Below are 25,126 nucleotides of genomic sequence, written 5' to 3'. Positions count from 1 at the left end.
CCGTGGACGGCGCGATACATGTCGAACAGCGTCGCCCGCTCGGCGAGCTCGACCAGGTCACGGCCGGACTCGGTGAGGAAGGCGCGCGCGTCCGGGTTCCGCACACCGGCCAGCAGGAACGGCGGCAGCAGCGACACCGGCCGGTCCCCGAACCTCGTCAGGAACCGCACGAGCCGGGGCAGCTGCACGGGTGGCGCGAGTGCGATCGTGCCGCGGAAGTCCAGCTCCGGGGCGTACCGGCTGGCCACCAGGCCGGTGAACAGCGCGGCATGCCCGCCCTGGGAGAACCCGGCGACGAGCCAGGTCCGGCCGATGCGGTCGTGCAGGCCGCGCGCCGCGCGGACGACGTCGATCACGTCGTCCGCGACGGCCTCACCGTGGAAGTACGGGTGCGGACCGGCCGTGGCCAGTCCTTCGTAGTCGGTGGCGGCGACGGCGTAACCCGCGGCGAGCCAGCGGGACACGTGCTCGCGCTCACCGCGGGTCAGGCCGACCCGCGACGGCGCGCAGTGGTCGGCCAGCCCCGTGGTGCCGTGGGCGTAGCCGACCACGGGCCAGCCACTGGGCGGCGCCGACCCGAACGGCACGAACACGCAGCCGCTGACCGCACGGGTGGCGCCGTCGTGGCCCACACCCCGGTACATGACGCGGTTTCCGTCGGCGGCGTGTGCGGGCAACAGCTCGTCGGGCATCGGGTGTCGTTCGAGCACGTCGCCGGTTCGCACAGTCTCTGAACGTAACCCGCGCCAGGAACGGAACGAGGTCATGTCACCCCGCTGAACAGCGACATCACTCCGATGCCGCAACACATCCTAGCGGCGGTAGCTCCACCGGCGGCCGTTGCGCACCGGCCTTCTGGTGCCGATCCCGGCGAGGTGCAGGGCCATGCACAGCAGGCCGGCGGCGATGAACGCGCTGGGCCCGACGGTCGCCGTCACGTCGGCCAAGTCCATGATCAGCGCGATGGCGAAGAAAACCGCGGCGAGTATGGCAACCATGTGGTCCATTCCTTTCACAGAGGATCTTCGGCGCCGGGTACCCGCCGGATACCCTTGCCAATCTCGTTGTGCCCAAGTGGATCGGTGAACTTGACAGAGGACAGACCAATTCGCCAGCGGTCGGAGGTGCAGTGGGGCGACCCCGACTTCACCGTCCGCGTCGCCACCACCGACGACCTGTTGCGCATCCAGCGGGAGAACGTCGCCAACGAGTGGGCCCGGCGGTGGAGCTCGGAGGACACGCTGCTGCGGCAGGTGGAGTCGGTCGCCGGGGTGTTCCTCTGCCCGCTGCTCCGCAACGGCGGCCCCACGGCCGAGCCCGAGTCCTACCGGTGCTGGGCGTGGTTCGTGCTGGGCACCGAGGACGGCACCCGCGGCGTGACCCTGCTGGACGTCAGCCGCGCGATCTTCGAGACGTTGCCGGAGTTGGAGAGCCCGACGGAGCTGCGCCGCGTCATCAAGGCGACCATGGCCCGCGTGATGCTGGGCTCCCGCTTCGAGGACATGTGGTGAACGTCCACTGTGGACAGTGGGTGGGCTAGCTCCGGAACATCCGCCTGGCGGCCATGACCAGCGGAATCACCTTCGTGAGCTGGTTGCGCCGCCACAGGGCGAGGCCGGTCGCCGGCACCAGCATGTTCGCGCCGTGGGACACGCTTGCCTGCGCCGTCGCCACCAGCGGGCGGTGCGCCTGCTCGTAGCGCTCGAAGGCGCCGTCGAGCCCGGCGGCTAACGCGTCGGCCAGCCGCGCCGCGCCGACCATCGCGAGCGTCGTGCCCATGCCGGACAGGGGCGACGCGCAGTAGCCCGAGTCACCCACGAGCGTCACGCGGCCGCGTGACCAGGTCGGCAGGTGGACCTGGTTCACCGCGTCGAAGTAGAGGTCGTCGGCCGCCCGCACCGCGTCGAGCAGCGCCGGCACCCGCCAGCCCCCGCCCGCGTAGGTGTCGGTCAGGAGCTTCCGCTGCTGGTCGAGGTCGTGGTGGTCGTAGCTCAGCTCCGGCGACCGGAACATGAACACCGCGTCGGCCTTGCCGTGGTACCGGTACACGCCGGCGAGCCTGCCGGGCACGTTGTGCAGGACGCCCCAGTTCTCCCGGCCCAGCTCCGGGTCCACCCCGACGATCGACACGTACAGTCCGAGGTGCCGCAGGAACCGGGACTCCTCGCCGAACACGAGGCGCCGCACGACCGAGTGCGTGCCGTCCGCGCCGACCACCAGGTCGAACCGCTCCGGGCGGCCGTGCAGGAACGTCACGTCGACGCCGTCCGCGTCCTGTTCGAGTGCGGTCACCGAGTCCTCGAACCGGTAGCCGGCGTCGTCCTTCGTCGCGCCGTACAGCAGGTCGACCAGGTCCGCCCGCTCCAGCTCGACGTCCCGGTCGCCGGCCTTCGCGTACACCCCGGCGGGGAGACTCGCCGTCCGCCGGCCACGCGCGTCGACGCACTCGATCCCCTCGGTGTGCACCCGGGCCCGCTGGACCGCCGGCAGCAGCCCCATTCGTTCGGCCACGTCGACGGCCGGACCACGCACGTCGATCGGCGAGCCACCGGTGCGCGGACGGCGCGCACGCTCGACGACCGTCACCTCGTGCCCCGCCCGGACCAGCCAGAACGCGAGCGAGGGCCCGGCGAGACTGGCGCCCGAGATCAGTATTCTCATGATTTTCTCCCCTTTCCTGACCATCGGTCAGACAAACGGAGACTACATACCTGACCATCGGTCAGACAAGTTATGCTGAGAACATGCTCAGCACCCGTGCCCAGATACTCGCCGCCGCCCGCCGCCTGTTCGTCCAGCAGGGCTACCAGCACACGTCGATCCGCGAGATCGCCGAGCAGCTGGGCATGACCAAGACCGCGGTGCTCTACCACTTCCCCGCCAAGGCGGACATCCTCGCCGCGGTCGCCGAGCCTTTCCTGGACGACATGGCGGCGTCGCTCGCGGCCGTGACGTCCCGCGAGGAGGTGTTCGAGGCCGTCGTCGACGTGTTCCTGCGGCACCGCTCCCTGTTACGGGAGAACGTGATGCACGACCTCGCCCTGCTGACCCAGGCGCCGACGGTCCACCGGTTCACCGAGCTGATGTTCGAGGCCAACCGCCTCGCCGCTGGCCCCGCTCCGACGCTGCGGGACAGGGTGCGCGCGGCGCAGGCGATCGCGGCGCTCAGCGACCCGGTGGTCGCGTACGCGGACGAGCCGGTCGACGAGCTCAGGAAGGAGGTTCTGCGCGGCGTGGCCCGGCTGTACGCCGAGGACTGAGCCACCCGCCGGTCCCTCAGCTCCTGGTGACCTCGGCGTCCGGACGTGGACCGCCGCCGGCCTCCGTGCGCACGGCGGCCCGCAGCGCCGGCACCGCCACCACCAGCGCGAGACCGCAACCCGCGCCCGCCACCAGGAACGCGCCGCGTGGGCCGAGTGCGGCGACCAGCGGGCCGGCGATCACGTACGCGACCGCGGAACCCAGTTGCGCCGCCGTGGCGACGGCGCCGAAGACCCGGCCCAGCATGTGCCGGGGGGTGAGCCGCTGCACGAGTGTCTCCGTCGTGACGTTCTCCACGCCGTTGCCCATCCCGGCGACCAGCTGCGCGGCGGCCACGGCGAGGAGCGTCGGCACCAGGGCGGTCGCGACCGTGCCGGACGCGCTCAGGACCAGGCCACCGATCAGCAGCGCGACCGCTGAGCGCTGTCCGATCGTCAGCAGGCCGGCCGCCACCAGCATGCCGACGCCGAACGCCGCCTGGGTGAAGCCGAACTCGGCCGCCGAGCCGTGCATCTCGTCCGACACCAGGAACACCAGTGCCACGTTGTCGACCGCCGCGAACGAGACCGCGACGAACAGTGACAGAACCAGCGCCCGCGGCCCGGGCGAGCGGGCCACGAACCGAAGTCCCGCGAGCGTCTCCGCCCATAGTCCACTGTGGTCGCCGGCCGGCCGCAGCGCCGGCAGCCGGGTGAGGATCAGCGCGGAGACGGCGAACGTCACGGCGTTGACCGCGAACGCGAGCCGCGCGCCACCGAGCTCCACCGCCAGCCCGCCGACCGTCGGCCCCACGGCGACCTGGATGTTGACGGCCAACCCCAGCAGAGCGTTCGCGCGCCCCAGGTCCCGGCCCGCCACCAGTGACGGCACGGCACTGCGCCCGGCCGGCACGAACGCGGTCGCGAAGGCGCCGCTCACCAGCACCAGGGCGACCAGCACCGGCAGCGGCGGCAGGAACACGGCCAGCGCGAGGAACACCGCCGCCTGTCCCGTCTCGCACACGGCCATGAGCCGCCGCTGGTCGAGCCGGTCGGCCAGCGCGCCGGCCACCGGGCCGAGGAACCGCGGCAGCGCCACGGCCAGCAGGACCAGGCTGACCGCCGCGACACCGTGCGTCGCCGCGTACAGCACGAGGGCCGTACGGCCGATCCCCTCCCCGGCGAAGGAGACCGCCCGCGACCACCACAACACCCGAAACGCCATGCGCACAGGTTGCGTGGACCACCGACACCGAGCCATGATTTCGGCTGAGACCGAAACGGAGAACCAGGTGCCGATCACGTTCCGGATCACCGACCCGGCGTCGTGCCGCTGGGCGATCTCCCCGCTCCGCGAGACGCTGACCGCCGTCCGGCTGCTGACCCAGCCGCATCGGCAGGGCTATCACCAGCCGTGGCTGCGGGCCGTCGCCCCCGCGCTCGACGAGTTGGACCTGACGCCGTTGATGCAGGTCATGCCGCGTGGGGGTTACAACCCGGACTTCCTCATGCCGGCGCCGCCCGGCCCGACCGCCCGCTTCGCCGACGAGCTCAAGCTCGTGCGGCGGACGCCCCACCCGCGGGTACGGGCCGAGCTATCACGCTGCCTGCACGAGCAGCACGGCCAGGTCCTGCCGCCGCCCGCGCAGGGGCTGGTCGACCACCCGGTCCGCGCGCGGAACCTCCTGGCCGACACCCTGGACGCCTGCTGGACGCGGCTGATCGAGCCGTGGTGGCCGCGGATCCGGGACGTGCTGACCGGCGACATCGCGTACCGGACCAGGCAGTTGGCCGACGGCGGCCTCGCGGCCGTCCTGGCGGACCTGCACCCGAAGATCCGCTGGCAGCACCCGACGCTGGTGATCGACCTGCCGGGCACGGGGTTCCGCGACGTGGAGGCGGGCCTGGCGCTGATGCCGAGCGCCTTCGAGTGGCCCAACGTGGGCGTGATCCTGGACAAACCCTGGCTGCCGACGATCGACTACCCGGCCCGCGGCATCGCCGCCCTCTGGGAGTCACGATCCGACCCCCCGGCCGCACTCGCCCGCCTACTGGGCCAAACCCGCGCGACCCTCCTGGCCGCCCTGACCGAACCCACCTCCACCACAGCCCTCGCCCGCCGCTGCACCCTGCCAAACAGCACCGTAAGCGAACACCTCACCGTCCTACGCGACACCGGCCTGGTCACCACCCACCGCACCGGCCGCTACCTACAACACACCAGAACCCCCCTAGGCACCCAACTATCCGCAACAACCTCCCACTAACCACCGCGAGTCCCGCGTTCAAACACCGCGAGTCCCGCGTTCCCGCATACCGAGTCCCGTTTTCGTGCATACCGACTCCCGCGTTCGGGCATACCGAGTCCGGCGTTCACGCAAACCGCGTCTCGCGTTGAAACAGCGCGAGTCTCGCATTCAAACAGCGCGAGTCTCGCATTCAAACAGCGCGAGTCCCGCGTTCGCACAGGCCGAGTCCCGTTTTCGTGCACGTCCGGCGCTGTCAAAGTCCCGACTCTGTCACCAACTGCGTGATCAACTACATTGTGCAGCCCGAATTGATGGACGCCTGAATCGAAGAACGTTGGGCTCAGACCGCAGAGGCGTGCCTGCCGGGCCTCGGGATCAAGGTAATTGATCAACATGCCAGGGACAGCGCTGAACGGTTTTCACGTCCTCGACGACTACGAAGTCCGGCGGGCATAGCGGCCTCGGCGTCGCGGTAGTTGATCACGCAACCAGCGGCGGAGCCGAACGTTCCGCAGTCCCGTTTTCGTGCACCTCCCGCCCGGAGGCCGGGCTTACGAAACCGCAACTCGGTATGCCCGAAAACGGGATTCGGCATGTTTGAACGCGAGACTCGCGAGGGTTTGAACGCGGGACTCGCGGTGTTTCGACGCGGGACTCGGTATGCGTGAACGCGGGACTCGCGCTGTTTGAACGCGGGACTCGCGGGTTTGGGTGTGGGGGGTGCGAGGGGTTTGCGGGGTGGAGTCGAGGTGGGGGTTGGGGTGGGGGGTTAGCGTGGGGTTTATGAGTGTTGAGCGGGTTGGGCGGATTTTGGCGGAGGCTCGGTATCTTTCGCTGTCCACTGTGTCGGGGGATGGGGAGCCGTGGTCGGCTGTGTTGCAGTACGCGTGGTTGGTGCGGCCGTTGCGGTTCTTGTTCGGGTCGGCGACGGGGGCGCGGCACTGTCGGGACGTCGAGGCGCGGCCTGCGGTGAGCGGGTCACTGTTCGTGACTGGTGACGGGGACCTCACGGATGTCGATGGCGCGCAGTTCAGTGGGACCTGCCGGGAGCTTACCGAGGCCGAGGTGCGCGAGCACCACGCCACGTTCTACGACGCCCTGCTGCCGGACGAGAAGGATCGCGCCGAGTACACGCTTCCCGTCGAGGCGCTCCTCGCGCCCGCGGACCACCGCATCTACCAGATCACGGTCGACCGCCTGTGGATCGTGGACACCAGCACCTGGATCGAGGACCGCATCGACCGCCGAGTCGAAGTGACACTGCCCTAACCCACCAACACGGCCGACCGGGGATCGTCGACACCGGCACCTGGATCGAGGACCGCATCGACCGGCGGGTCGAGGTGACGCTGCACTAGCCCGCCAGTGTGGCCCAGAACGCCGCCTCGTACGCGTTGACCATCCGGGCGGCGCGTGACAGCACGGTCACGGAGTCCCCTTCGGACAGTCCATATGCGACAGTATCCGCCGCCGCCTTCAGCATCTCGTCCGGGGTCTCCGCGAAGAAACGGAAGTGTGCGACCGCCTGCTCGGTCAGCCCGTACCGGGTCATCAGGGCATCCGCCGCGCGGGCGTAGTAACGGCCCGACTCCTCGACGTTCACCAGCAGTGCCAGCGGTATCGCCGACCGTGGACCGAAGGCCGCCGTCTGTGCGAGGAAGGCCGGGTACGCCTGGGCGAACGGCTCCGGCTCGTACGCGTCCAGGTCCGCGCCGACGGCCGCCGCGAAGTCCAGCAGCAGACCCAACGCCTCCTTCTCGCCCTCGGCCATTCCCGGGAACAGCGGCACGGTCGGGAAGCGGGACGCCAGCAGCTCGCAGCTCCGGAGATCGCTCGACACGAGGTGGTACAGCTCACCCGCCAACATCCGCAACCGCTCGGGCGCGACCGTGCCGGCCTCCAGTGCGTCCAGGAAACGGTTGGGCGCCTTGACGATCGACTGCTTCGTCCGCGCCACCAGCGACTCGACGTCCATCACTGCCTCCGGATCTCGCGACGCAGGTTCGGCCGCGTCGACGGACCCGGCGCCGGGTCCGCGATCCACGGGCCCTCGATCGACGGGTCCAGCACGCCCTCCTCCAGCCACGTGTAACCGTCCGCCAGCACCCGGGCCGCGACCACGGCATCGTGCTCGTCCGTGTTGACCCACAGCTGGTCCCACAGCTCGGCCACCCGCCGGCGCGACTGCCGGCAGAACGCGTCGGCCAGCTCCACCGCCGAGTCGTCCAGTGCCTTGGCGTACACGCAGGCCGTGCTCATCGCGTACAGCTCGGCCGCGATGTCGACCACCCGGCCCAGGAACAGCTGCCGCGTACCGATGCCGTCGCCCCACCGTGCCTTGCCGGTGTCCAGCTGTCGCGCGAGTCTCCTGGCCGAGCGGTCCAGGAAACGCACGTGCTGTGCCAGCGGACCGTACGACGGCGCCAGCTCGCCGGGCCGCTCAGCGGTCCCCGACAGGCCGTCCGGGGTCAGCGCGTCGGTGGCGACGAACACCCGCAGCGCCTCGGACGAACCGTCGAAGACGCGGCCGATTCTGGTGTCCCGCAACAACTGTTCGACCGGCACGCCACGTTCGCCGCGCCTGGCCGCGGACTCCGCGGTCTCGTACCCGCGGCCGCCGCGGATCTGCACCAGCTCATCCGCGATCCGCCATGCCTTCTCCGACGCGAACAGCTTCGCCAGCTCGCCTTCCATGCGGGTGTCGAACCGGCCGGTGTCCGCGCGCCCGCCGGTCACCTCGACCATGGCCTCCAACGCGAAGGCGGTCGCCGCGATGAAGGCGATCTTGGCGGCGACGGCCTCGTGCTCGCCGATCGGCCGGTCCCACTGGACGCGGACGCGGGACCACTCTCGCGCGATCTTCAGGCTCCACTTGGCCGTCGCGGCGCAGACCGCGGGCAGCGACAGCCGTCCCGTGTCCTGCGCGGCCAGTGCGACCTCCAGGCCCTGGCCCTCCGGGCCGATGATCCGGTTCGCCGGCACGAACACCTCGTGCAGCCGGATCACCCCGTTCTCCAGGCCACGCAACCCGAGGAACGAGCTCCGGTGCTCGACCGCGAACCCCGGCGCGTCCGCCTCCACCAGGAAGGCCGACATCCCGGCCGGCGCCATCGCCATCACGACTAGGAAGTCCGCCAGCACGCCGTTGGTCGCCCACAGCTTGACCCCGTCGAGGACATACCCGCCCTCGACGGGCGTCGCCGTGGTTCGCATGCGGAACGGGTCGTTGCCGATGTCCGGCTCGGTGAGGATGAACCCCGAGATCTCACGCACACACCTGGGCAGCAACGCCTGCTTCTGTTCGTCGGTGCCGAACAGCCGCAGGGGCTGCACGAGCCCGATGGCCTGGTGTGCGCCGAGCAGCTCGCCGAGCGACGAGTGCGTGCTGGACACGATCATCAGGGCACGGTGGTAGCACACCCCGGAAAGCCCGAGACCGCCGTACTCCCGGGGAATCTTGATGGCGAACGCGCCGAGGTCCTTGAGCCCGTTGACGATCTCGTCCGGGATCCGGTCGGTGCGCTCGATGAGCTGTGGGTCCACCTTCTCCGCGCAGAACGTGCGCAGCCGGGCGAGGAACTCCTCGCCCGCCGCGTCGACCGCCAGGGACGGCAGCACGTCCAGGAGGTCGAGCCGGAGCCGGCCTGAGAACAGCTCCCTGCCAAAACTCGGTCTGGTCAACGCTTCTCCTCAGGCCGGCCCCGTCACTCACGCGTCTACAGTGGACTTCTCCGGCTCGTCGTGAGCGGCGGCGCCCGTCGCGGGCACGTGCTTGAGCCGGACAGCCGCGAGGACCGCGCCGGCCACGGCGATCACCGCGGCGATCAGGGCGCTCAGGTTGAGGCCGCTGGTGAACGCGGCCCGCGCCGGCTCCAGCACCGTGTTCGCCACCTCCGCCGGCAGGCCCTGCGCGGCGGACACCGCGCCGTCGAGGCTTTCCCTGGCCGACGCGGCGACATCGGCCGGCAGCCCGCCGGGCAGTGTGATGTCGTTGCGGTAGGCCGCGACGCCGATGCTGCCGATGAGCGCGACACCGAGCGAGAGGCCGAGGTCGTTGGCCGTGGTGGACAGGCCGGACGCCGCGCCGGCCTTCTCCGGCGGCACCGACCCGACGACGAGGCCGGTGGTGAGCGCCATGGCCGGGTTCACCGCCGGGTACAGCACGATGAAGCCCGCGAGCAGCAGCGGAAGACCCGCCGTGGCACCGGCATCGGCGCTGACCTGCGTGAGCATCAGGTAACCCACGACCTGCACGGCGAAGCCGCCGGTGATGATGTAGCCGGGCCGCACGCGGCGCGCGAGGATCGGCGAGAACATCGACACGCCGACGAGCACGAGTGCGGCGGGCAGGATCGCGAAGCCGGTCTGCATCGGCGAGAGGTCCGCGACCAGCTGCAGGTACCGCGTGAACATCAGGTACATGCCGCCCATGGCGAGCGCGGCGAGGACGTACACCGAGAGCGCGCCGGACACCGTGCGGTTGGCGAACAGGCGGACATCGAGCAGTGGCGCGCTGGATCGCAGCTGCCGCAACACGAACCACACCCCGAACGCGACGCCGACGGCGATGGCCCCGACCGCGACGACGCCGGAGTCGTCCTTGGCGAGCGTCTTCACGCCGTAGATCAGGGGCAACAGGGTGGCGAGGAGGAGGCCGACGCTGAAGAGGTCGAGCTTGCCCGCGTTGCCGTCCTTGTGCTCCGGCAGGACGAACGGCGCGCCGACGGCGACGATGGCCATGACGGGCACGGCGACCAGGAAGGTCGCGCGCCAGTCGAACACCTCGATCAGCACGCCGGACAGGAGCGGACCGAGCGCGACGCCGACCGAGATGCTGGCCGCCCACGCGCCGATCGCGATGCCACGCTGCTTGGGGTTGAGGAACATCGAGAAGATCAGGCCGAGCGTGGCCGGCATGACGGCCGCGGCGGCGACCCCGAGCACGGCGCGCCAGAAGATCATCCAACCCGGGTCGCCGGTGTACGCGGCGACGAGGGAGACGACCGCGAAGACGGCGGACCCCGCGGTGAACACGAGGCGGCGCCCGACACGGTCGCCGAGAGTGCCCATGGCGACGAGGAAGCCGGCCATGAGGAAACCGTAGATGTCGACGATCCAGAGCATCTGCGTGCTGCTCGGCCGGAGATCGACCGCGATGTGCGGGATCGCGAGGAACAGGATCGTCAGCATCATGAACAGGAGCAGTGACGGCAGGACTAACAGCCCGAGACCCAGCCACTCCTTGCGTCCGGCTCGCACTTGCGACGGGTCATTGGTGGTGGACATGGACCAGACCTTCCTCAGTCATGATTGATTACCCCCAGGGGGTACCTGTTCTCTCGACGGTACGGACCGGGGGTAACCGCTCGGTAATTCTCAGGCCGCCCTGGCCGCCTCGGCGCGGAGCAGGACCGGGAGGCAGGCGACGTCGTTGGCCATGAACGAGCGCAGCGGGGGCACGTCCTCCGGAGCGACCGCCAGGGCCAGGTTCGGGTACCGGGCGAACAGCGCCGGCACCGCGACGGCGGCCTCCAGCCGGGCGAGACGCGCGCCGGGGCAGAAGTGCGGCCCCGCACCGAAGGCGATGTGCTCCTTGTTCTCCCGGTTCACATCGAACTTCTCCGGGTCCGGGAACACGTTGGGGTCACGGCCGTGCGCCAGGTAGCTGATCATGATCGCGTCGTACTTCCGGATGACGACGCCCTCACCGAGGTCGATGTCCTCCTTGGCCCACCGCATCGGCAGGTGGCCGACCGGACACTGTAGACGGAGCGACTCCTCGACCGCGTCCGGCCAGCGGCTCGGGTCGTTCAGCACGATCGCGAGCTGGTCAGGGTTGGCGAGCAGCTCACGCACGGTGTGGTCGATCAGCGACACCGTGGTCTGGCTGCCCCCGCCGATCAGCAGGATCAGCATGTCGACCAGCTCCTGCTCCGACAGCGGCGCCTCGCCGTCGACGCGGGCCGCGATCAGGTACGAGGTCAGGTCGTCGCCCGGCTCGCGGCGCTTGCCCTCGATGAGGGTCCGCATCGCGATGCCGATGTCGACGAACACGCGCGCGGACTCCTCCTCCGGCACGTTGTCCGTGTTCAGCACGATGCGCAGGATCCGCAGCACCTCGGCCCGCAGGTCCTCCGGCACGCCGAACAGGTCGCAGATCATCCGCGTCGGCAGCTGCTGGGAGAACCGGACGTGCAGGTCGAGCGGCTCGTCGCCGGGGTGGCCCGCCAGGTCGTCCAGCAGCTTCTCGGCGATGGCCTCCAGGTGCGGCCGCATCGCGTCGATCCGCTTGGGTGTCAACGCGGGCGCGATCAGCTTGCGCAGCCGCTGGTGCTCGCGGCCCTCCGCGGTGGACATCGACTCGACGTCCACCCACGGCGACAGCCACGCCACCTCGCCGGGCTCGTACATCGGCACGTTGTTCTTGAGGTTGCGGGAGATCCCGGGGTGGGTCAGCAGCCTGCGGACCACGTCGCCACGCGTGACGGACCAGACCACCACGCCCTCGGGCAGCTCGACGGCCACCGCGGGGGCGGACTCCCGGAACCGGTCGAGCTGCGCGTACATGCACTTGCCGCCGCCGCTGTCGATCTTCTCACTCGGGGCGGTGCTGAAGGGAATCATGTTGGTACTCCCGGGAATCAGGCGGGCACGGCCGTGATGACGGACAGCGGCCCGGCCGCGTTCCTGCCCACGGACCGCACGGTGAAGCCGGTGTCGGCGAGCAGGGTCCGGAACTCGCTCTCGGTCCGCTCGCGGCCGCCCGCGGTGACGAGCATGTTGGCGTCGGTCAGGAACATGACCGGCTCGTCGGTCGTCGCGGTGTCGGTCAGGACCGACCCCACGATGACCAGCCGCGCGGTCGCGGGCATGTTCGCGCGGACGGTCCGCAGCAGGTTCGCCGCCGGCTCGTCGTCCCAGTCCTGGAACACGCTCTTGATGATGTACAGGTCCCCGTCCGCCGGCACGGCGGAGAAGAAGTCGCCGGCCACGACCTCGCAGCGGTCGGACAGGCCGGCCTCCTCGAGCACGCCGGGCGCCTCGGCCACGCCGCTGGGGCTGTCGAAGCACACGCCGTCGAGGTGCGGGTGGCTCGACAGGATGGCCCTGAGCAGCGTACCGTCGCCGCCGCCGATGTCCACGACGGTCTTGACGTCGGCGAAGTCGATGCCGGCCGCGACGTTCGCCGCCGCGATCCGCGACTCCTGGCTCATCGCGTAGTTGAACAGCTGCGACAGCTCGGGCTGCTCCGACAGGTAGACGTAGGCGTTCTTGCCGTACACGTGGTGGAACGCGTCCTCACCGGTCCTGATCGAGTGCCCGACCTGTTGCCACGACGTGAAGAGCGCGGGGTCGGTGAAGAACAGGGTGAAGGCGTGCAGCGAGTCCGGGGAGTCCGAGCGCAGCTGCTCGCCGACCGCGGACAGGCCGAAGCGGCCCGGCTCCGGCTCGGTGAGGATGCCGACCGCGGTGAGCATGCGCAGCAACCGGTGCAGCGACGGCGTGTGGGCGCCGGTGGCCTCGGCGAGCGTGGCGCTGGTGTCCACGCCGTCGTGGATCAGGTCGGCGATCTTCAGCTCGGCCGCGAAACGCAGCGCCTGCGACGCCATGTACCCGCCGATCACCTGGATCAACGCGGCACGGTTGCGGATCTTCTCGGCCTGGTCGGGCAGAGTGCTGGTCATGGCTCGGGCCTTTCACTTGTTCAGGCGGTGTCGGATCCACACGTTGGGTTCGATGTAGACGGCGCGGTCGTGCGCCACGCTGACCTCGACCGGGGTCAGCGCGCCGGGCACGGCCACCGGTCCGTCGGTGTCGAAGGGGAGGCCGGTCCACTCGCGCCACTGGGCGAGGCTGCCGGCGATCGCCATGGAGGCGGGGCAGATCTTGATGATCTCGCCGCCCGCGCGGACGTGCACGCGCAGCCAGGCGTCCGCCGGCAACCCGTCCGGCCGCGTGCGCGCGGCGTACTCGGTGATCGGCACCTCCGGCTCGATGTGCTTGTTGCTCGGCCGGACGGGCGCCATCACGTCGGCGTGCCCGCGCCGCCGGGCGTTGTCGTTGAGCGCGGCGAGGGTGTGCGCGGACAGGTTCCTCGCCTGCAACCCCGGCACGATCGCGATCTCCAGCGCGCACACGGCGGTGAGCTCGCGGCCGGCGTAGGTGTCGGTCATGCTCTGGCGCAGCACCTCGTCCCAGCCGGTGTCCGGCAGGGAGTCCAGGTCACCGTCCCAGTGGAACGGCACGCTGGCGGCCCGCGCGATCACCCGCTCGTCGTCGTCCAGCACCACGAGCATGTACTCGGCGTGCCGCTCGAACGCCCAGTTGACGAGCAGCGGCTCGGCTCTGACGTAGGCGGGCCAGGTCGCTTCCATGGTCAGCATCGCGGTTGCCAGGTCGGGCCGCTCAGCCAGACTGACCACGCGCAGGTTCGTGGCTACCGACACGGTGACTCCTTCGCGAGCGGGTGCATCAGGCAGTGTCACCTGGCGTTCTTGTGCCAGACCCGCGCCAGACTCGCCCGTCGCGCCAGTGGGTGTCTCTCATCACGCCGCCAACCCGTCGATGACCACCGGTTCCGCGAGCCGGCGGGCCGGCAGCCGCCCGGCCGGCAGTTCGCCCCCGTCGTTCGCGTGTTTCGCAAGCAGGGCAAGGTAGTCCGCCCTCGGCACCGGCTCGGCGCCGATCAGCTTCGCGTGGTTCCCGTCGTGCTGCACGTCGACCGCCACGCCACCCGCGTCCGCGACCCGGCGGACCAGGCACGCCACCGCGACCTTCGCCGCGCCGCTGACCAGCGTGAACTGCGAGTCCGCACTGAACACGCCGCCGACCCGCACGCCGAACGTGCCGCCGATCAGCTGGTCGCCGTCCCACACCTCGACGCTGTGCGCGTGGCCCTCGGCATGCAGCGCCAGCAGTCCCGCCACGAGCCGGTCCGTGAGCCACTGCGGTGCGCGGCCGGCGCGGCAGTGCTCGACCACGCGGTCGAAGCACACGTCGAGCGTCGTGGTCCAGTCCACCTTGCGCAGCTGCTGGCGCAGGCTGCGCTGCACGCGTGCCCGGCCGGCGCGGATCACCGGCCGCGGGTCCGGCGAGCACCAGGCGACGCCGTACGGGTCGTCGCCGAACGCCGGCACGAAGCCCTCGTAGGACACCTCGCTGAGGATCTTCTGCTCCTCGGTCTCCGCCGGGAACGGGTAGAGCCCGTGCCGGTAGGCGTCCAGGAGCACCGCCGGCGACAGGTCGTCGCGGAAGGCGACCGGTCCGTCGTCCGGCGCGCTGGCCAGCTCCAAGTCATCCCAGAACATCACTCCTCCTCACCCCCTGCTGGCGCCGGAACGGCTCGCGTGCTCCGCTCACGCCGCCGCCTTCAGGAAGTCGATGGCCGTCAGGTAGCCGATGTAGCGGTCGAGCATCGCCGCGTCGACCGGTGGGATCTCGATCCCGCTGCCCCGCAACGCGTTCGTCACGTTGGTGCGGGAGAACGCCGGGAACGTGTCCTCCAGGTACATCTCCGCGACGCTCATGACGCCGGTGGCGCAGCGGTCGATGAACAGCGGCGCGAACGGGGTCATCGGATGGTCGGGCTGCTCGATCGCGATCCGCACCATCTCGTCGATCCAGTCGGTCCACGACACCTCGCGGATCTGGTGGCCGTGTGCGCGCAGCCGGTCCACGAGCACCGAGATGTTGACCTTGCCCGGGTTCGTCAGGTGGTAGACGTCCCCACGGGGCAGCGAGGTCGCCGCGATGTGCGCGACTGCGGCGGCGAACACGTCGACCGGGGTGTAGTCCAGCGGCAGCTCCGCGACCGGCGCCATGCCCGTGTCCACCACGAACTTCTTCATCGCGCACATCTCGGTCGAGAGGTTCCACGCGCCGTGTTCGCGGTCGCCGGAGATGTCGGCCGCCCGGTAGATCGCCACCGGCAGGCCCTGCTCGGCGGCCTTGAGCAGCAGCGCCTCGGCCACCCACTTGCTCTCCACGTAACCGACCGAGAGGTGGTCGGCGTGCGCGAGCGGGGTGTCCTCGTCGACGTGCCGGACCCCGGCGGTGCCGAACCCGGCGAGCACGGCCATCGTGGACGTGTAGTGCACCGGGATGCGGCGGTACCGCGCGGCGAGCCGGATGATCTCCCGGGTGCCCTCCACGTTCGCGGGGCGCATGTGCGAGTACGGGTAGATGAAGTTGACCAGCCCGCCTGGGTGGTGGATCACGTCGACCGTCGCGGCGAGCCGGTCGAAGTCCTCTTCGGACAGTCCCAGGTTCGGCCTGGCGAGATCTCCCGGCACGGCGACGATCCGGTCGGAGTACTCGGCGAGGTCGTCGCCGAAGTACTGCACGGCGGCGGCACGCAGGCGGGCCAGGACGGCGTCGGCGTCCGCGGCCCGGACCAGGCAGTGGACCGTGGCGTCCGTCGTGGACAGCAGCTCGCGGAGGAGGTAGACGCCCAGGAAGCCGGTCGCGCCGGTCAGCAGGATGTGCCGGGGGTCGGCCCAGGCGGCCTGGTCCCGCACCTCGCCGGGGATCTCCACCCCCAGCTCGGACTCGGCGGCGAAGTCGACGCGGGCGCGGGTGTCGTCGCCGGCGAGCGTGCCGGCCCGCGCCTCACGCACGGCCTGCGCGAAGCTCGCCAGCGTGGCGTCCTGGAGCAGCAACCGGATCAGCGGCCGCACCTGGGTGATCATCACGCCGAGGGAGCCACGCACCTTGGCCATCAGCTCGGCCGCGAGGATCGAGTTGCCGCCCTTGTCGAAGAAGTTGTCGTCCGGGTGGATCCGGTCGACCTTCAGGACCTGGCGCCACACCCGCGCGACGGCCCGCTCTAAGAGGTCGACCGGCGCGTCGGCGTCCCGTTCGGACGACCGGGCCTCCGGCGCCGGCAGCGCCGCGAGGTCGACCTTCCCGTTGACCTTCAACGGCAGCTCGGGCAGCCGCACGAACTGGGACGGCACCATGTAGTCGGGCAGGTAGCCACCCACGTACTCCCGCAGCTCGCGGACATCCAGCTCCGGCCCCGTGTAGTACGCCGCGAGGCGGCGCTGGCCGTGCTGCTCGTAGGCGTTCACCGCGACACCCGCGATGTCCGGGTGCCCGGCCAGCACGGCCTCGATCTCGCCCGGCTCCACCCGGTAGCCGCGGATCTTGAGCTGCCGGTCGATCCGGCCGACCACCTCGAGGTTGCCCTCGAGGGTCCAGGTGCCGAGGTCGCCGGTCCGGTACCGCCGGGCGCCTGGCTCGCACGAGTACGGGTCGAGCTGGAACCTGCCGCGCCCGTCCTCGCTGAGGTAGCCGCGGGCCACGCCGCGCCCGCCGATGTAGATCTCGCCGCGCTCCCCGGGGCCCACCGGCACGCCGTGCTCGTCGAGCACGTGGATCACGGTCCCGGGGAGCGGGCGGCCGACCGGGGCCGCGCCGCGGGCGGGCAGCACGTCCCCGGTCAGGTCCATGACACACGAGGTGATCGTGGTCTCGGTGAGGCCGTACGCGTTGACCAGCCGCACGCCCGGCAGCAGGTCGAGCGCGGTGCGGCAGTCCTCGGCGTTGACCGCCTCGCCGCCGACGATCACGAGCCGCACCGGTAAGTCGCCGGCACCGCTCGCGACGGCGGAGAGGAACTGCCGCCAGTACGCGGGCGTGAGGTCCATGACGGTGATCTCGTGTGCCCGCGACTTCTCCGCCAGCTCGCTCGGCGCCCACGCGTGGTCGGGCAGTACGAGCGTCGCGCCGCCGAGCAGCGCGACGGTGATCTGCTCGATGGAGGTGTCGAAGGACACCGAGGCGAACTGCAGGACGTTGTCGTCCGGCGTGATGCCGTACCGGCCGACGAGTTCCCCGGCCAGGTAGGACAGTGAGTGGTGCTCGACGAGCACGCCCTTCGGCGTGCCGGTGGAGCCGGACGTGTAGATCACGTACGCGGCGTCGCCGGCCCCGACGCGGGTTTCCGGTGTGGTCGTGGGAAATCCGGCGCCCGCGGCGGTCGTGACGGCGCTGACCGGGAGGCCGGCGAACCGCGGCAGGTCGCGGTCGTGGGTGATCACGGTGGCGCAGCCGGTCTCCTTGACGAACGTCGCGAGCCGGCTCTCCGGCACGCTCGGCTCGACGGGAAGGTAGACGGCGCCGGCCTTCCAGATGGCGAGCAGGCCGACGATCGTGTCGATGGACCGTTCCAGGTGGACCATGACCACGGAGTCCTGGCCGACCCCCTGGCTGTTCAGGTAGTTGGCGAGCCCGTTCGCCCGGCGCTCCAGCTCGGCATAGCTGATCCGGGCGTCGCCGTGCACCACGGCGGTGCGGCCGGGCGATGCCGCCGCCCTGGCGGTGAACAGCTCGTGGACGCGCTGCTGCCTACGGATCTTCATAGGGAGGCCCCTCGGCGCTGGTTCGACGATTTCGACTGACACCAAGGTAGCTTTTCCGGCCCATTCACATCGACTACCAAAGTGAGCGGGTCAGTCCACAGGTTCCCTACTCAAGTTAGTAGTGCATGTGTGCCGTGTGAATTCATCACTTGAGTCGGCATTGCACATCACTCACGCGGCCGTGGAATTCGGCACGTGCCGCACCAGCTCCGCGCGGGAGGAGATGTCGAGCTTCCGGAACAGCACCCGGAGGTGGTAGTTCACCGTGTGCGGCGAGAGCCGGACCCTGGTCGCGATCTGCCGGTTGGTCATGCCGTCGGCAACCAGCCGCGCGATGGCCCGCTCGACGTCGCTGAACGAGTCCCACCGGGACTGCTCGCGTGGTTCGCCCGCCTCGCCGTCGAGGCAGGTACGCGCCTGCGCCGCCGCGTCGGCCAGGGTGGCGAACCCGGGGTTGCCGGCCGCCAGCTGCTCCGCCTCCCGCACGATCGCCCCGGCCAGCTCGGTCTCCTCGGCGGCCAGCGCGGTGCGCACCAGCCAGGCGGCGGCCTCCGGCTCCCCGATGAGCAGCCGCGACCGGGCGGCCGGGTCGGAGAGCACGGCCAGGGCCTGGCGCGGGCCCTGGCGGCGGGCGGCCAGCCGCACCCGCACCCACGTGTACAGGGTCGCCGGGAAGCAGTCGGCGACGCCCCGCACGGCCTCGCACTCGGTCAGCATCAGCACGGCCGTGTCGAGGTCGTCCGCCCGCAACGCGACCGCGGCCTGTACCGCCAGTCCGTGCGGTACGAACAGCGGGCTGCCCGCCTTGCGTGCGGCGGCCACGCCGGCCCTGGCCCGCGTGGCGGCGGCGGCGTGCTCGCCGGCGGCGAGCAGGAGCTGCGCCTCGATGATCACCCGGTTGCCCTCGTAGACCCGCAGGCGCGCGGAGTCGGCCTGGGTGGCGTTCATCAGCTCGTTCGCCTCGTCCAGCCTGCGCAGCAGCCCCAGCTTCTCGATCAGCCCGAGCCGCTGCCACAGCCACCAGTGCGGCGCGACGCCGCTGCGCGCGCGGTGCCGGGCCATCCGCAGCGAGTCGGCCAGCCTGCCCCGGTCCCACAGGATGTTGGACAGCACGAACGCGGCCGCCACCGCGCCGCACGACGGTGACGCGGTCGCGAGGACCTCCTCGGCGGCCGTCACGGTGTCCGGATCACCGGACAGCGCCATGGCCGCGAGGCGGGTGGCGGCCGCCTCGTCGGCCAGCCGCGCGTCCGGCACGACGAGCACCCGCTCCGCGGCGGCCCGTGCCGTCGTGCCCTGTCCCTTGAGCAGCAACAGGTTCGCGAGCAACGCGTGCAGGTCGTCGGCGAGCCGGGCGGCACCGGGCCTGGCCAGCGCGGCCCGCACGAGCGCGATCGCCCGCGACAGCTCGTCGCCGGCCGGCTCCTGCCGGCCGGCGCCGCGGATCCGTTCGACGTCGGCACGCAGGGCGGCCAGCACGACCGGCGGCAGGGCGGCGTGCGTCGCCCGCCACACCGCCTCTCCGCAGAACTCGAGGCAGTCCTCGGCCCACTCGAGGAGCCCGCGGTCCAGCAGGGGATCCATGGCCGGCAGCAGCTCCACGACGCTTCTGCGCATCATGGAGGCCAGCTCGGCGAGCTCGAACCTGCGTCCGAGCACGGCGGCGACCCGAAGCAGTTGCCACGATTCCTCGGACAGCCCGTCTCGCACCAGGTCGCTGTCCACGACCTCATGGTGAATTGCGCGGTCCTTACCGACAACCGCACTTACCGTCGAATTGCTCGCGCGATTACCGAATGGTGGATCGGCCGCCGCGACGGCTTACTGGCCGGTTACCCGTGCTTGTTTGAATCTGATCAGGAAATCGAAATTGGAGCCGGAGATGACCGAGGGCCGCGTGCACACCGTCCACGACGTGCTTGCCCGCCACGCACGGGAACTGCCGGACCACCCGGCGATCATCTGCGCGGACCGGCGGCTCACCTATGGCGAGCTGGACGTGGTGAGCAACCGCACGGCGAACGCGATGCACCGGTCCGGTGTGGAGGCCGGCGACCGGGTCGGCTACCTCGGCAAGGAGTCCGAGCAGTACTACGACATCCTGTTCGCCTGCGCCAGGACCGGCGCCGTGCTCACCCCGATCAACTGGCGCCTGCGGCCCGCCGAGATCCACCACATCCTGCACGACTCCGGCGCGACCCTCCTGTTCGCCGACGACGAGTTCCTGACGCTGGCCGCGAAGATGAAGGCCGACCTCCCCCGGCTGCGCCGCATCGTGCCACTCGCCGCGATCAACGAGTGGCGGGGCGCCGACGGCACCCCCGTGCCCGCGCAGTTCGACGCCGAGACCCCGCTCGCGCAGGTCTACACGAGCGGCACCACCGGCAAGCCGAAGGGCGCGGTGCTCCCCCACCGCAGCTTCTTCGCGGTCCGCGCGGCGCTCGCGGAGGCGGGCCTCGACTGGATCGACTGGCGGCCCGACGACGTGAGCCTCATCGGCATCCCCGGCTTCCACGTCGGCGGCCTGTGGTGGGCGGTCCAGGGTTTCTGCGCGGGCATCACGATGGTGTCGGTGCCGGAGTTCGCCGGGCCCTCGGCGGTGCGGCTGGTACGTGACCTCGGCATCACCACCGCGTGCGTGGTGCCGGCGCAGATGCAGATGATGCTCGCGCCGCCGCGGCCGAAGCCGGCGGACTTCGTGTCGCTGCGCAAGGTGGTCTACGGCGGCTCGCCGATCTCCGAGGCGTTGCTGGGCCGGTGCATCGAGATGTTCGACTGCGAGTTCGCCCAGATCTACGGGCTGACCGAGTGCGGGAACACGGCGGTGTGCCTGCCGCCGGCCGAGCATGTCGTCGGACGGCGGCGCATGCAGGCCGCGGGCCGGCCGTACCCCGGGATCGAGCTGAGGATCGTCGGTGAGGACGGCCGTGCGGTCCCGTCAGGGGTGGTCGGCGAGGTGTGGCTGCGCAGCCCGGCCCTCATGCTGGAGTACTGGGGCCTGCCGGAGGCCACCGCGGCGACCATCGTGGACGGTTGGCTGCGCACCGGGGACGCCGGGTACGTGGACGAGGACGGGTTCCTGTTCATCCGGGACCGGGTGAAGGACACGATCATCGTGGCGGGCGAGAACGTGTACCCGGCGGAGATCGAGAACGCGGTCGCCGCGCATCCCATGGTCCTGGAGGCGGCCGCGGTCGGCGTGCCGAACGAGCACTGGGGCGAGGTCGTGCACTGCTTCGTGGTGCCGAGGCAGGGCGAGACCGTCGGGACACGCCAGCTCGTCGGGTTCCTGCGCGGCCGGATCGCGGACTTCAAGATCCCGTCGAGCTTCGAGCTCGTCGAGTCGCTGCCGCGCAACCCGAGCGGCAAGCTCCTGCGCCGCGAGCTGCGCGAGCGCTTCTGGGCTCATCTCGACCGGCGAGTGGCATAGGAGACGGCGATGGCCAGGAAGCTCGTACCGACCACGTCCGTCCACCCGAGGTGCGCACGACCACGAAGCGGCGTAAGGCCGTTCAACCGAGAAAGGGGCTGGATACCATGAGCACGGCGGCTGTTCCGGAGTTCATCACGTCGTTCCTCGAGTCGAAGTGCCCGGATGTCGGGCCCATCGGCGTGGACGAGGATCTGGTGCTGACCGGTGTACTGAACTCGATGCACTTCGTCGAGCTGCTCTACCTGATCGAGGCCGAGACCAACATCGAGATCTCCCTCGACCAGGTGACCACGGACGACTTCCGCACGATCGCCAACATCCGCGACCGCTTCTTCCCTGAAGCGGCCTAGCTTTCCGGCGCGGCGGCGCCCTGAGCCCGCACGTAGCTCAACAGCACCGCGCGGTCGTCGAAGGCGCGGGTCCCGGCGAGGGTCAGGTTGAGCCGTTCCCGTACGGGAAACACCCGCTTGCCGCCGCCGAGCACCACCGGGTGCACCACGACCTGGTACTCGTCGATCAGGTCCAGGCGGGCCAGCTCCGCCGCGAGCGTGGCGCCGCCGGTGACCATCAGGTCCTTGCCGGGCTCGGCCTTGAGGGCACGCACCGTGGTCTCGACGTCGGCCGTGACGCGGGTGTGCCAGCCCGCCGCCGTCAGGGTGCGGGAGAACACCACCTTCGGGGTCGCCCGCCAGATGGGGGCGAACCGCACGTTGTGCGGGTGGTCGGAGATCTGGTCGGCGGTCGGCCAGTAGCTCGACATCAGCTCCCAGACCACCCGTCCGTACAGGAACGTGCCGACCCGGTCGGCCAGCACGTCCGAGTACGCGGACAGCTCGGGCGTCAGCTCCGGCCAGTCGAACTCCCCGTTCGGCCCGGCGATGAAACCGTCGACGGACGTGTGGACCCAGTAGATCACCTTGCGCATGACTCGCTCCTCGGCTCCGGTGTGCACGGAACCAGGTCGGAGTCACGGCACGGCTATCGACATCCGCGGGCCAGCGCGTCCGGGAGCACGAACCCGTCCGGGCCGGGCGGGAAATCGTGCACCTTCACCACGGCCTCGGGTGGGATCACGCCGTACACGTGCGGGAACCAGGCCCCGTTCGGGTCCGGCGGCGCGCCGGGCTCCCAGCGCAGCGGCACGTCGAGCCCGGCCGGGTCGATCTCCAGCAGCACCAGGTCCGTCCGGCCCGCGAACAGCCGGTTGGCCGGCAGGTGCACGGTCCCGAGGTCGGAGCAGTGCGCGAAGCCCTCGGTGTCGAGCGACGCCGCGCGGTAGGGCTCCCCCGCCCGGTACTCGGCACGGGTCGTGATGTGGAGGATCATGCCGGCAGCGTAAAGGGCGCACTCTGTACGGGCCCGACCGAAGGGAAGTGGCATTGCCCCGCATCGGCATCACCGGACACACGAACCTCACGCCGGCGTCGTTCCCGCTGGTGACCGATGCCGTGCGGGCCGAGCTGACCGGCTACGCGAGAACCGAGCTGGCCGGTGTGACGTGCCTGGCCAGAGGATCCGACCAGCTGTTCGCCCACGCGTTGCTCGACCTCGGCGGCACGCTCCACGTCGTCCTGCCGGCCGCCGACTACCGGGACCACCTGATCGCCCCGGACGACCTCGACGAGTTCGACGCCCTCCTCGACCGCGCGGCCACGGTCCACACGATGCCCTTCCCCAGCTCGGGCCCGGCCGCGTACATGGCGGCGAGCGAGCACATGCTGGCCAGGATCGACTCCCTGCTCGCGGTCTGGGACGGCCGGCCGGCCGGCGGGTACGGCGGCACGGCGGACGTGGTGAGCGCGGCCCGCCACCGGGGGCTGCCGGTCACCGTGCTGTGGCCCGCCGGCGCCGCACGCGGCTAACCCAGCATCTCCGGTGGTTGCCACCTCGCGCCGAGCAGGTGGTGCGCCAGGAAGGCGAGCACGGTCTCGTACCAGACCTTCACGTGGCCCGGCTGCTCGATCCAGTGGCCCTCGTCCGGGAAGTACAGGAACTTGTGCTCGCCGGCGTTGCGCGAGGTCAGGTCCCACCACAGGGTCAGCGCCTGGCCGATGGGCACCCGGTAGTCCTTGTCCCCGTGGATGACCAGCATCGGCGTGCTGACCCGGTCGACGAACCGGTGCGGGGACTGCTCGGCCGCCTTCTCGGGGGTCATCTCGCGGACCCACTCGTAGGCCCCGTCCGTGGTCGAGCCCATCTGGTCCATGTGCCACAGCGACGCGTGCGTCACGATCGCCCGGAACCGGTCGGTGTGGCCGGCGACCCAGTTGGCCATGTAGCCCCCGTAGGACCCGCCCATGGCGGCCGTGCGGGTCTCGTCGATGTTGGCGCGGGCGACGGCCGCGTCGGTGATCGTCATCAGGTCCGTGTACGGGGTGCCGCCCCACTGGCCCCAGCCGCGCTGGATGAAGTCCAGGCCGTAGCCGGTCGAGATGGCCGGGTCGGGCAGGAGCACGGCGTAGCCGCGCGCGACCGCGACCCACGGGTTCCAGCGCCAGTGCCAGTCGTTCCACGAGCCGATCGGGCCACCGTGGATCCAGAGCAGCATCGGCGCCGGTCCGTCCGTGTCCGGCAGCGCGAGCCAGGCACGCAGCGGGACGCCCTCCGCGGTCGCCGCGGTGACCTCCTCGATCGTGCCCGGCACCTGCACGGCCGGGCCCGGACCCTGGAGCGGCTGGACCTGGCCGTCAGTGGTCACCCGGCAGGGCGCGGGTGGGTGGTCCACGCCCGAGTGCAGTGCGTAGATCGTCCCGTCCGGGGCGATCTTCGGTGCGCTGAACGCACCGGTCTCGGTCAGCCGGGTGACCTCGTTCGTGGCGATCGTGATCCGCCACAGCGGTGCGTGGCCCCGGTGGTCCGCGACGAACACGAGCGCCGTGCCGTCCGGCGTCCACTGGGCGGAGTGCGGCCAGCGGTCGCCGTTCTCGAGCCTGCGCGCGGTCCCGCCCGCCACCGGGACGACGGCGAGCCAGTTGTCGCCGATGCGTTCGGCGGTCGGGCGTTCCCGCACGACGACCGCGACCAGAGTGCCGTCGGGTGAGATGCGTGGTTGGTCGTACTCGTGGTCGTCGTCGGCGAGGACGCGACGGGCGCCGGTCTCGACGTCGATCGCGACCAGGGTGGCCCGTTGCGAGGCGCCCGGCTCCGCGACCGCCCAGGTGGTGACGATCGTGCGGCCGTCGGGGGTGATGTCCCAGCTGGCGTCGTCGTGGATGGCTCGGCCAACGTGTCCCGTGAGGTCGCGCAGGTCGCGCAGGTCGCCGGGCCGGCCGGCGAGCAGGCGGGTGCGGGCGGGCCCGAGGTCGTGGTCCCAGTAGCGGACGGGGAACTCGTCGTGGAGGATCGCCTTGACCGCGGCGTCCCGGCGACGTCTGTGCAGTTCCTCGTCCTTCTCCGGACTGTCCGCCGAGGGCAGCATCGGCGCGCCGAGCACGACCGTGCCGGCCTCGCGGGCGACCACCACGCCCCGCACTCCGCCCGGCGGCGCGGCGAGCAGCTCGGGCTCACCGGTCCGCGGCAGCCGCCACAGGGCCAAGCTGTCCTTCTTGTCGGGCCGCGGGCGCGCGGAGACGAACAGGACGTCGCCGTCCTTCGTGAACGCGGCTCCGCCTTCGCCCTCGTCGCTGCGGGTCAGCCGGCGCGCGGGCCACTCGCCGGCCGGGTCGACCTCCCACAGCGCGGACACGAACCTGGTCCTGTCGTGGTTGAGCGTGGACACGCCGACGACGAGCCGCTGCCCGTCCGGCGAGAGCCACAAACCGGCCACGCGTGGCAGCGTCACGAATCCATCGAGGTCAGCGAAAAGATCACCCGTGGTCACCTCGCCTTCCTACCACGCGGATT

General features: G+C 71.0%; 23 protein-coding genes. 7 read left to right on the top strand and 16 right to left on the bottom strand.

Annotation, left to right across the window (positions count from 1 at the left end; translation table 11 throughout):
* Both VET29_RS00630 and VET29_RS00625 read right to left on the bottom strand, forming a co-directional pair.
* Positions 1 to 725: lipase family protein (locus tag VET29_RS00630; RefSeq protein WP_324913184.1), on the bottom strand; the 725-nt coding region annotated here is incomplete at its 3' end.
* A gap of 87 nt (positions 726 to 812) precedes the next feature.
* The gene (locus VET29_RS00625; protein ID WP_324913182.1) at positions 813 to 998 is read right to left on the bottom strand and encodes a hypothetical protein; all 186 of its coding nucleotides are present in this window, start codon (positions 996 to 998) and stop codon (positions 813 to 815) included.
* Positions 999 to 1,082: 84 nt separating this feature from the next.
* Between VET29_RS00625 and VET29_RS00620 the strand changes: the two genes are divergently transcribed.
* Complete coding sequence (locus tag VET29_RS00620) at positions 1,083 to 1,511, top strand: hypothetical protein (protein WP_324913180.1); 429 nt, start codon at positions 1,083 to 1,085, stop codon at positions 1,509 to 1,511.
* 25 nt (positions 1,512 to 1,536) lie between these two features.
* Here VET29_RS00620 and VET29_RS00615 read toward each other — a convergent pair whose 3' ends face one another.
* A complete protein-coding gene (locus VET29_RS00615) occupies positions 1,537 to 2,661 on the bottom strand; it encodes an FAD-dependent monooxygenase (protein ID WP_324913178.1) in 1,125 nt (374 codons plus the stop codon).
* Positions 2,662 to 2,744: 83 nt separating this feature from the next.
* Here VET29_RS00615 and VET29_RS00610 point away from each other — a divergent pair, with 83 nt between their 5' ends.
* Entirely contained in the window at positions 2,745 to 3,260 is a 516-nt protein-coding gene (locus VET29_RS00610; RefSeq protein ID WP_324913176.1) for a helix-turn-helix domain-containing protein, read from the top strand.
* Between the two features lie 16 nt (positions 3,261 to 3,276).
* Here VET29_RS00610 and VET29_RS00605 read toward each other — a convergent pair whose 3' ends face one another.
* On the bottom strand, positions 3,277 to 4,464 hold the full coding sequence (locus tag VET29_RS00605; protein ID WP_324913175.1) for an MFS transporter: 1,188 nt from the start codon (positions 4,462 to 4,464) through the stop codon (positions 3,277 to 3,279).
* A 67-nt stretch (positions 4,465 to 4,531) separates the two neighbouring features.
* On the opposite strand from VET29_RS00605, the gene VET29_RS00600 reads away from it, so the two are divergent.
* Together VET29_RS00600 and VET29_RS00595 are read left to right on the top strand one after the other, a co-directional pair.
* Positions 4,532 to 5,506, top strand: a complete 975-nt coding sequence (locus VET29_RS00600; RefSeq protein ID WP_324913172.1) for an ArsR/SmtB family transcription factor — start codon at positions 4,532 to 4,534, stop codon at positions 5,504 to 5,506.
* Between the two features lie 765 nt (positions 5,507 to 6,271).
* Positions 6,272 to 6,757 carry a pyridoxamine 5'-phosphate oxidase family protein gene (locus VET29_RS00595; RefSeq protein WP_324913170.1) on the top strand — a complete coding sequence of 162 codons (486 nt, stop codon included), beginning with the start codon at positions 6,272 to 6,274 and terminating at the stop codon, positions 6,755 to 6,757.
* A gap of 85 nt (positions 6,758 to 6,842) precedes the next feature.
* Here the strand turns inward: VET29_RS00595 and VET29_RS00590 are convergent, their stop codons facing one another.
* From VET29_RS00590 to VET29_RS00550, 9 genes are all read right to left on the bottom strand, one after another.
* Positions 6,843 to 7,463 (bottom strand): hypothetical protein, encoded by a 621-nt coding sequence (locus VET29_RS00590; RefSeq protein WP_324913168.1) that lies wholly within the window; start codon positions 7,461 to 7,463, stop codon positions 6,843 to 6,845.
* A complete protein-coding gene (locus VET29_RS00585; RefSeq protein ID WP_324913166.1) occupies positions 7,463 to 9,169 on the bottom strand; it encodes an acyl-CoA dehydrogenase family protein in 1,707 nt (568 codons plus the stop codon). The genes VET29_RS00590 and VET29_RS00585 overlap by 1 nt, the downstream gene beginning before the upstream one ends.
* 27 nt (positions 9,170 to 9,196) lie before the next feature.
* The gene (locus VET29_RS00580; RefSeq protein ID WP_324913164.1) at positions 9,197 to 10,774 is read right to left on the bottom strand and encodes an MFS transporter; all 1,578 of its coding nucleotides are present in this window, start codon (positions 10,772 to 10,774) and stop codon (positions 9,197 to 9,199) included.
* A gap of 90 nt (positions 10,775 to 10,864) precedes the next feature.
* Entirely contained in the window at positions 10,865 to 12,112 is a 1,248-nt protein-coding gene (locus tag VET29_RS00575) for a cytochrome P450 (RefSeq protein ID WP_324913162.1), read from the bottom strand.
* Positions 12,113 to 12,129: 17 nt separating this feature from the next.
* Positions 12,130 to 13,173, bottom strand: coding sequence for a methyltransferase (locus tag VET29_RS00570; protein WP_324913160.1), 1,044 nt, complete (start codon positions 13,171 to 13,173; stop codon positions 12,130 to 12,132).
* 12 nt (positions 13,174 to 13,185) lie between these two features.
* Entirely contained in the window at positions 13,186 to 13,935 is a 750-nt protein-coding gene (locus VET29_RS00565; protein WP_324913158.1) for an N-acetyltransferase, read from the bottom strand.
* A gap of 99 nt (positions 13,936 to 14,034) precedes the next feature.
* On the bottom strand, positions 14,035 to 14,796 hold the full coding sequence (locus tag VET29_RS00560) for a hypothetical protein (protein WP_324913156.1): 762 nt from the start codon (positions 14,794 to 14,796) through the stop codon (positions 14,035 to 14,037).
* 48 nt (positions 14,797 to 14,844) lie between these two features.
* Complete coding sequence (locus VET29_RS00555) at positions 14,845 to 17,850, bottom strand: amino acid adenylation domain-containing protein (RefSeq protein WP_324913154.1); 3,006 nt, start codon at positions 17,848 to 17,850, stop codon at positions 14,845 to 14,847.
* A gap of 171 nt (positions 17,851 to 18,021) precedes the next feature.
* On the bottom strand, positions 18,022 to 19,575 hold the full coding sequence (locus VET29_RS00550) for a helix-turn-helix transcriptional regulator (RefSeq protein WP_324913152.1): 1,554 nt from the start codon (positions 19,573 to 19,575) through the stop codon (positions 18,022 to 18,024).
* A 157-nt stretch (positions 19,576 to 19,732) separates the two neighbouring features.
* On the opposite strand from VET29_RS00550, the gene VET29_RS00545 reads away from it, so the two are divergent.
* On the top strand, positions 19,733 to 21,280 hold the full coding sequence (locus tag VET29_RS00545) for a long-chain-fatty-acid--CoA ligase (protein ID WP_324913150.1): 1,548 nt from the start codon (positions 19,733 to 19,735) through the stop codon (positions 21,278 to 21,280).
* A 107-nt stretch (positions 21,281 to 21,387) separates the two neighbouring features.
* Positions 21,388 to 21,633 (top strand): phosphopantetheine-binding protein, encoded by a 246-nt coding sequence (locus tag VET29_RS00540; protein WP_324913148.1) that lies wholly within the window; start codon positions 21,388 to 21,390, stop codon positions 21,631 to 21,633.
* On the opposite strand, the gene VET29_RS00535 is transcribed toward VET29_RS00540, so the two are convergent.
* On the bottom strand, positions 21,630 to 22,208 hold the full coding sequence (locus tag VET29_RS00535; protein WP_324913146.1) for a dihydrofolate reductase family protein: 579 nt from the start codon (positions 22,206 to 22,208) through the stop codon (positions 21,630 to 21,632). The two genes, VET29_RS00540 and VET29_RS00535, sit on opposite strands and share 4 nt — an antisense overlap.
* Before the next feature lie 53 nt (positions 22,209 to 22,261).
* Positions 22,262 to 22,609: a DUF952 domain-containing protein gene (locus VET29_RS00530; RefSeq protein WP_324913144.1), complete on the bottom strand. Its 348-nt coding sequence runs from the start codon at positions 22,607 to 22,609 to the stop codon at positions 22,262 to 22,264.
* A gap of 47 nt (positions 22,610 to 22,656) precedes the next feature.
* Here VET29_RS00530 and VET29_RS00525 point away from each other — a divergent pair, with 47 nt between their 5' ends.
* The gene (locus VET29_RS00525; RefSeq protein ID WP_324913142.1) at positions 22,657 to 23,145 is read left to right on the top strand and encodes a hypothetical protein; all 489 of its coding nucleotides are present in this window, start codon (positions 22,657 to 22,659) and stop codon (positions 23,143 to 23,145) included.
* On the opposite strand, the gene VET29_RS00520 is transcribed toward VET29_RS00525, so the two are convergent.
* Entirely contained in the window at positions 23,142 to 25,064 is a 1,923-nt protein-coding gene (locus VET29_RS00520; protein WP_324913140.1) for a prolyl oligopeptidase family serine peptidase, read from the bottom strand. The two genes, VET29_RS00525 and VET29_RS00520, sit on opposite strands and share 4 nt — an antisense overlap.
* Between the last annotated feature and the right edge of the window lie 62 nt (positions 25,065 to 25,126).

Origin of the sequence: Actinophytocola sp., from assembly GCF_035634895.1 — a bacterium.
GTDB lineage: Bacteria > Actinomycetota > Actinomycetes > Mycobacteriales > Pseudonocardiaceae > Actinophytocola.
The sequence above is the reverse complement of the archived record's forward strand: the minus strand, read 5'-3'. Positions and strand labels throughout refer to the sequence as shown.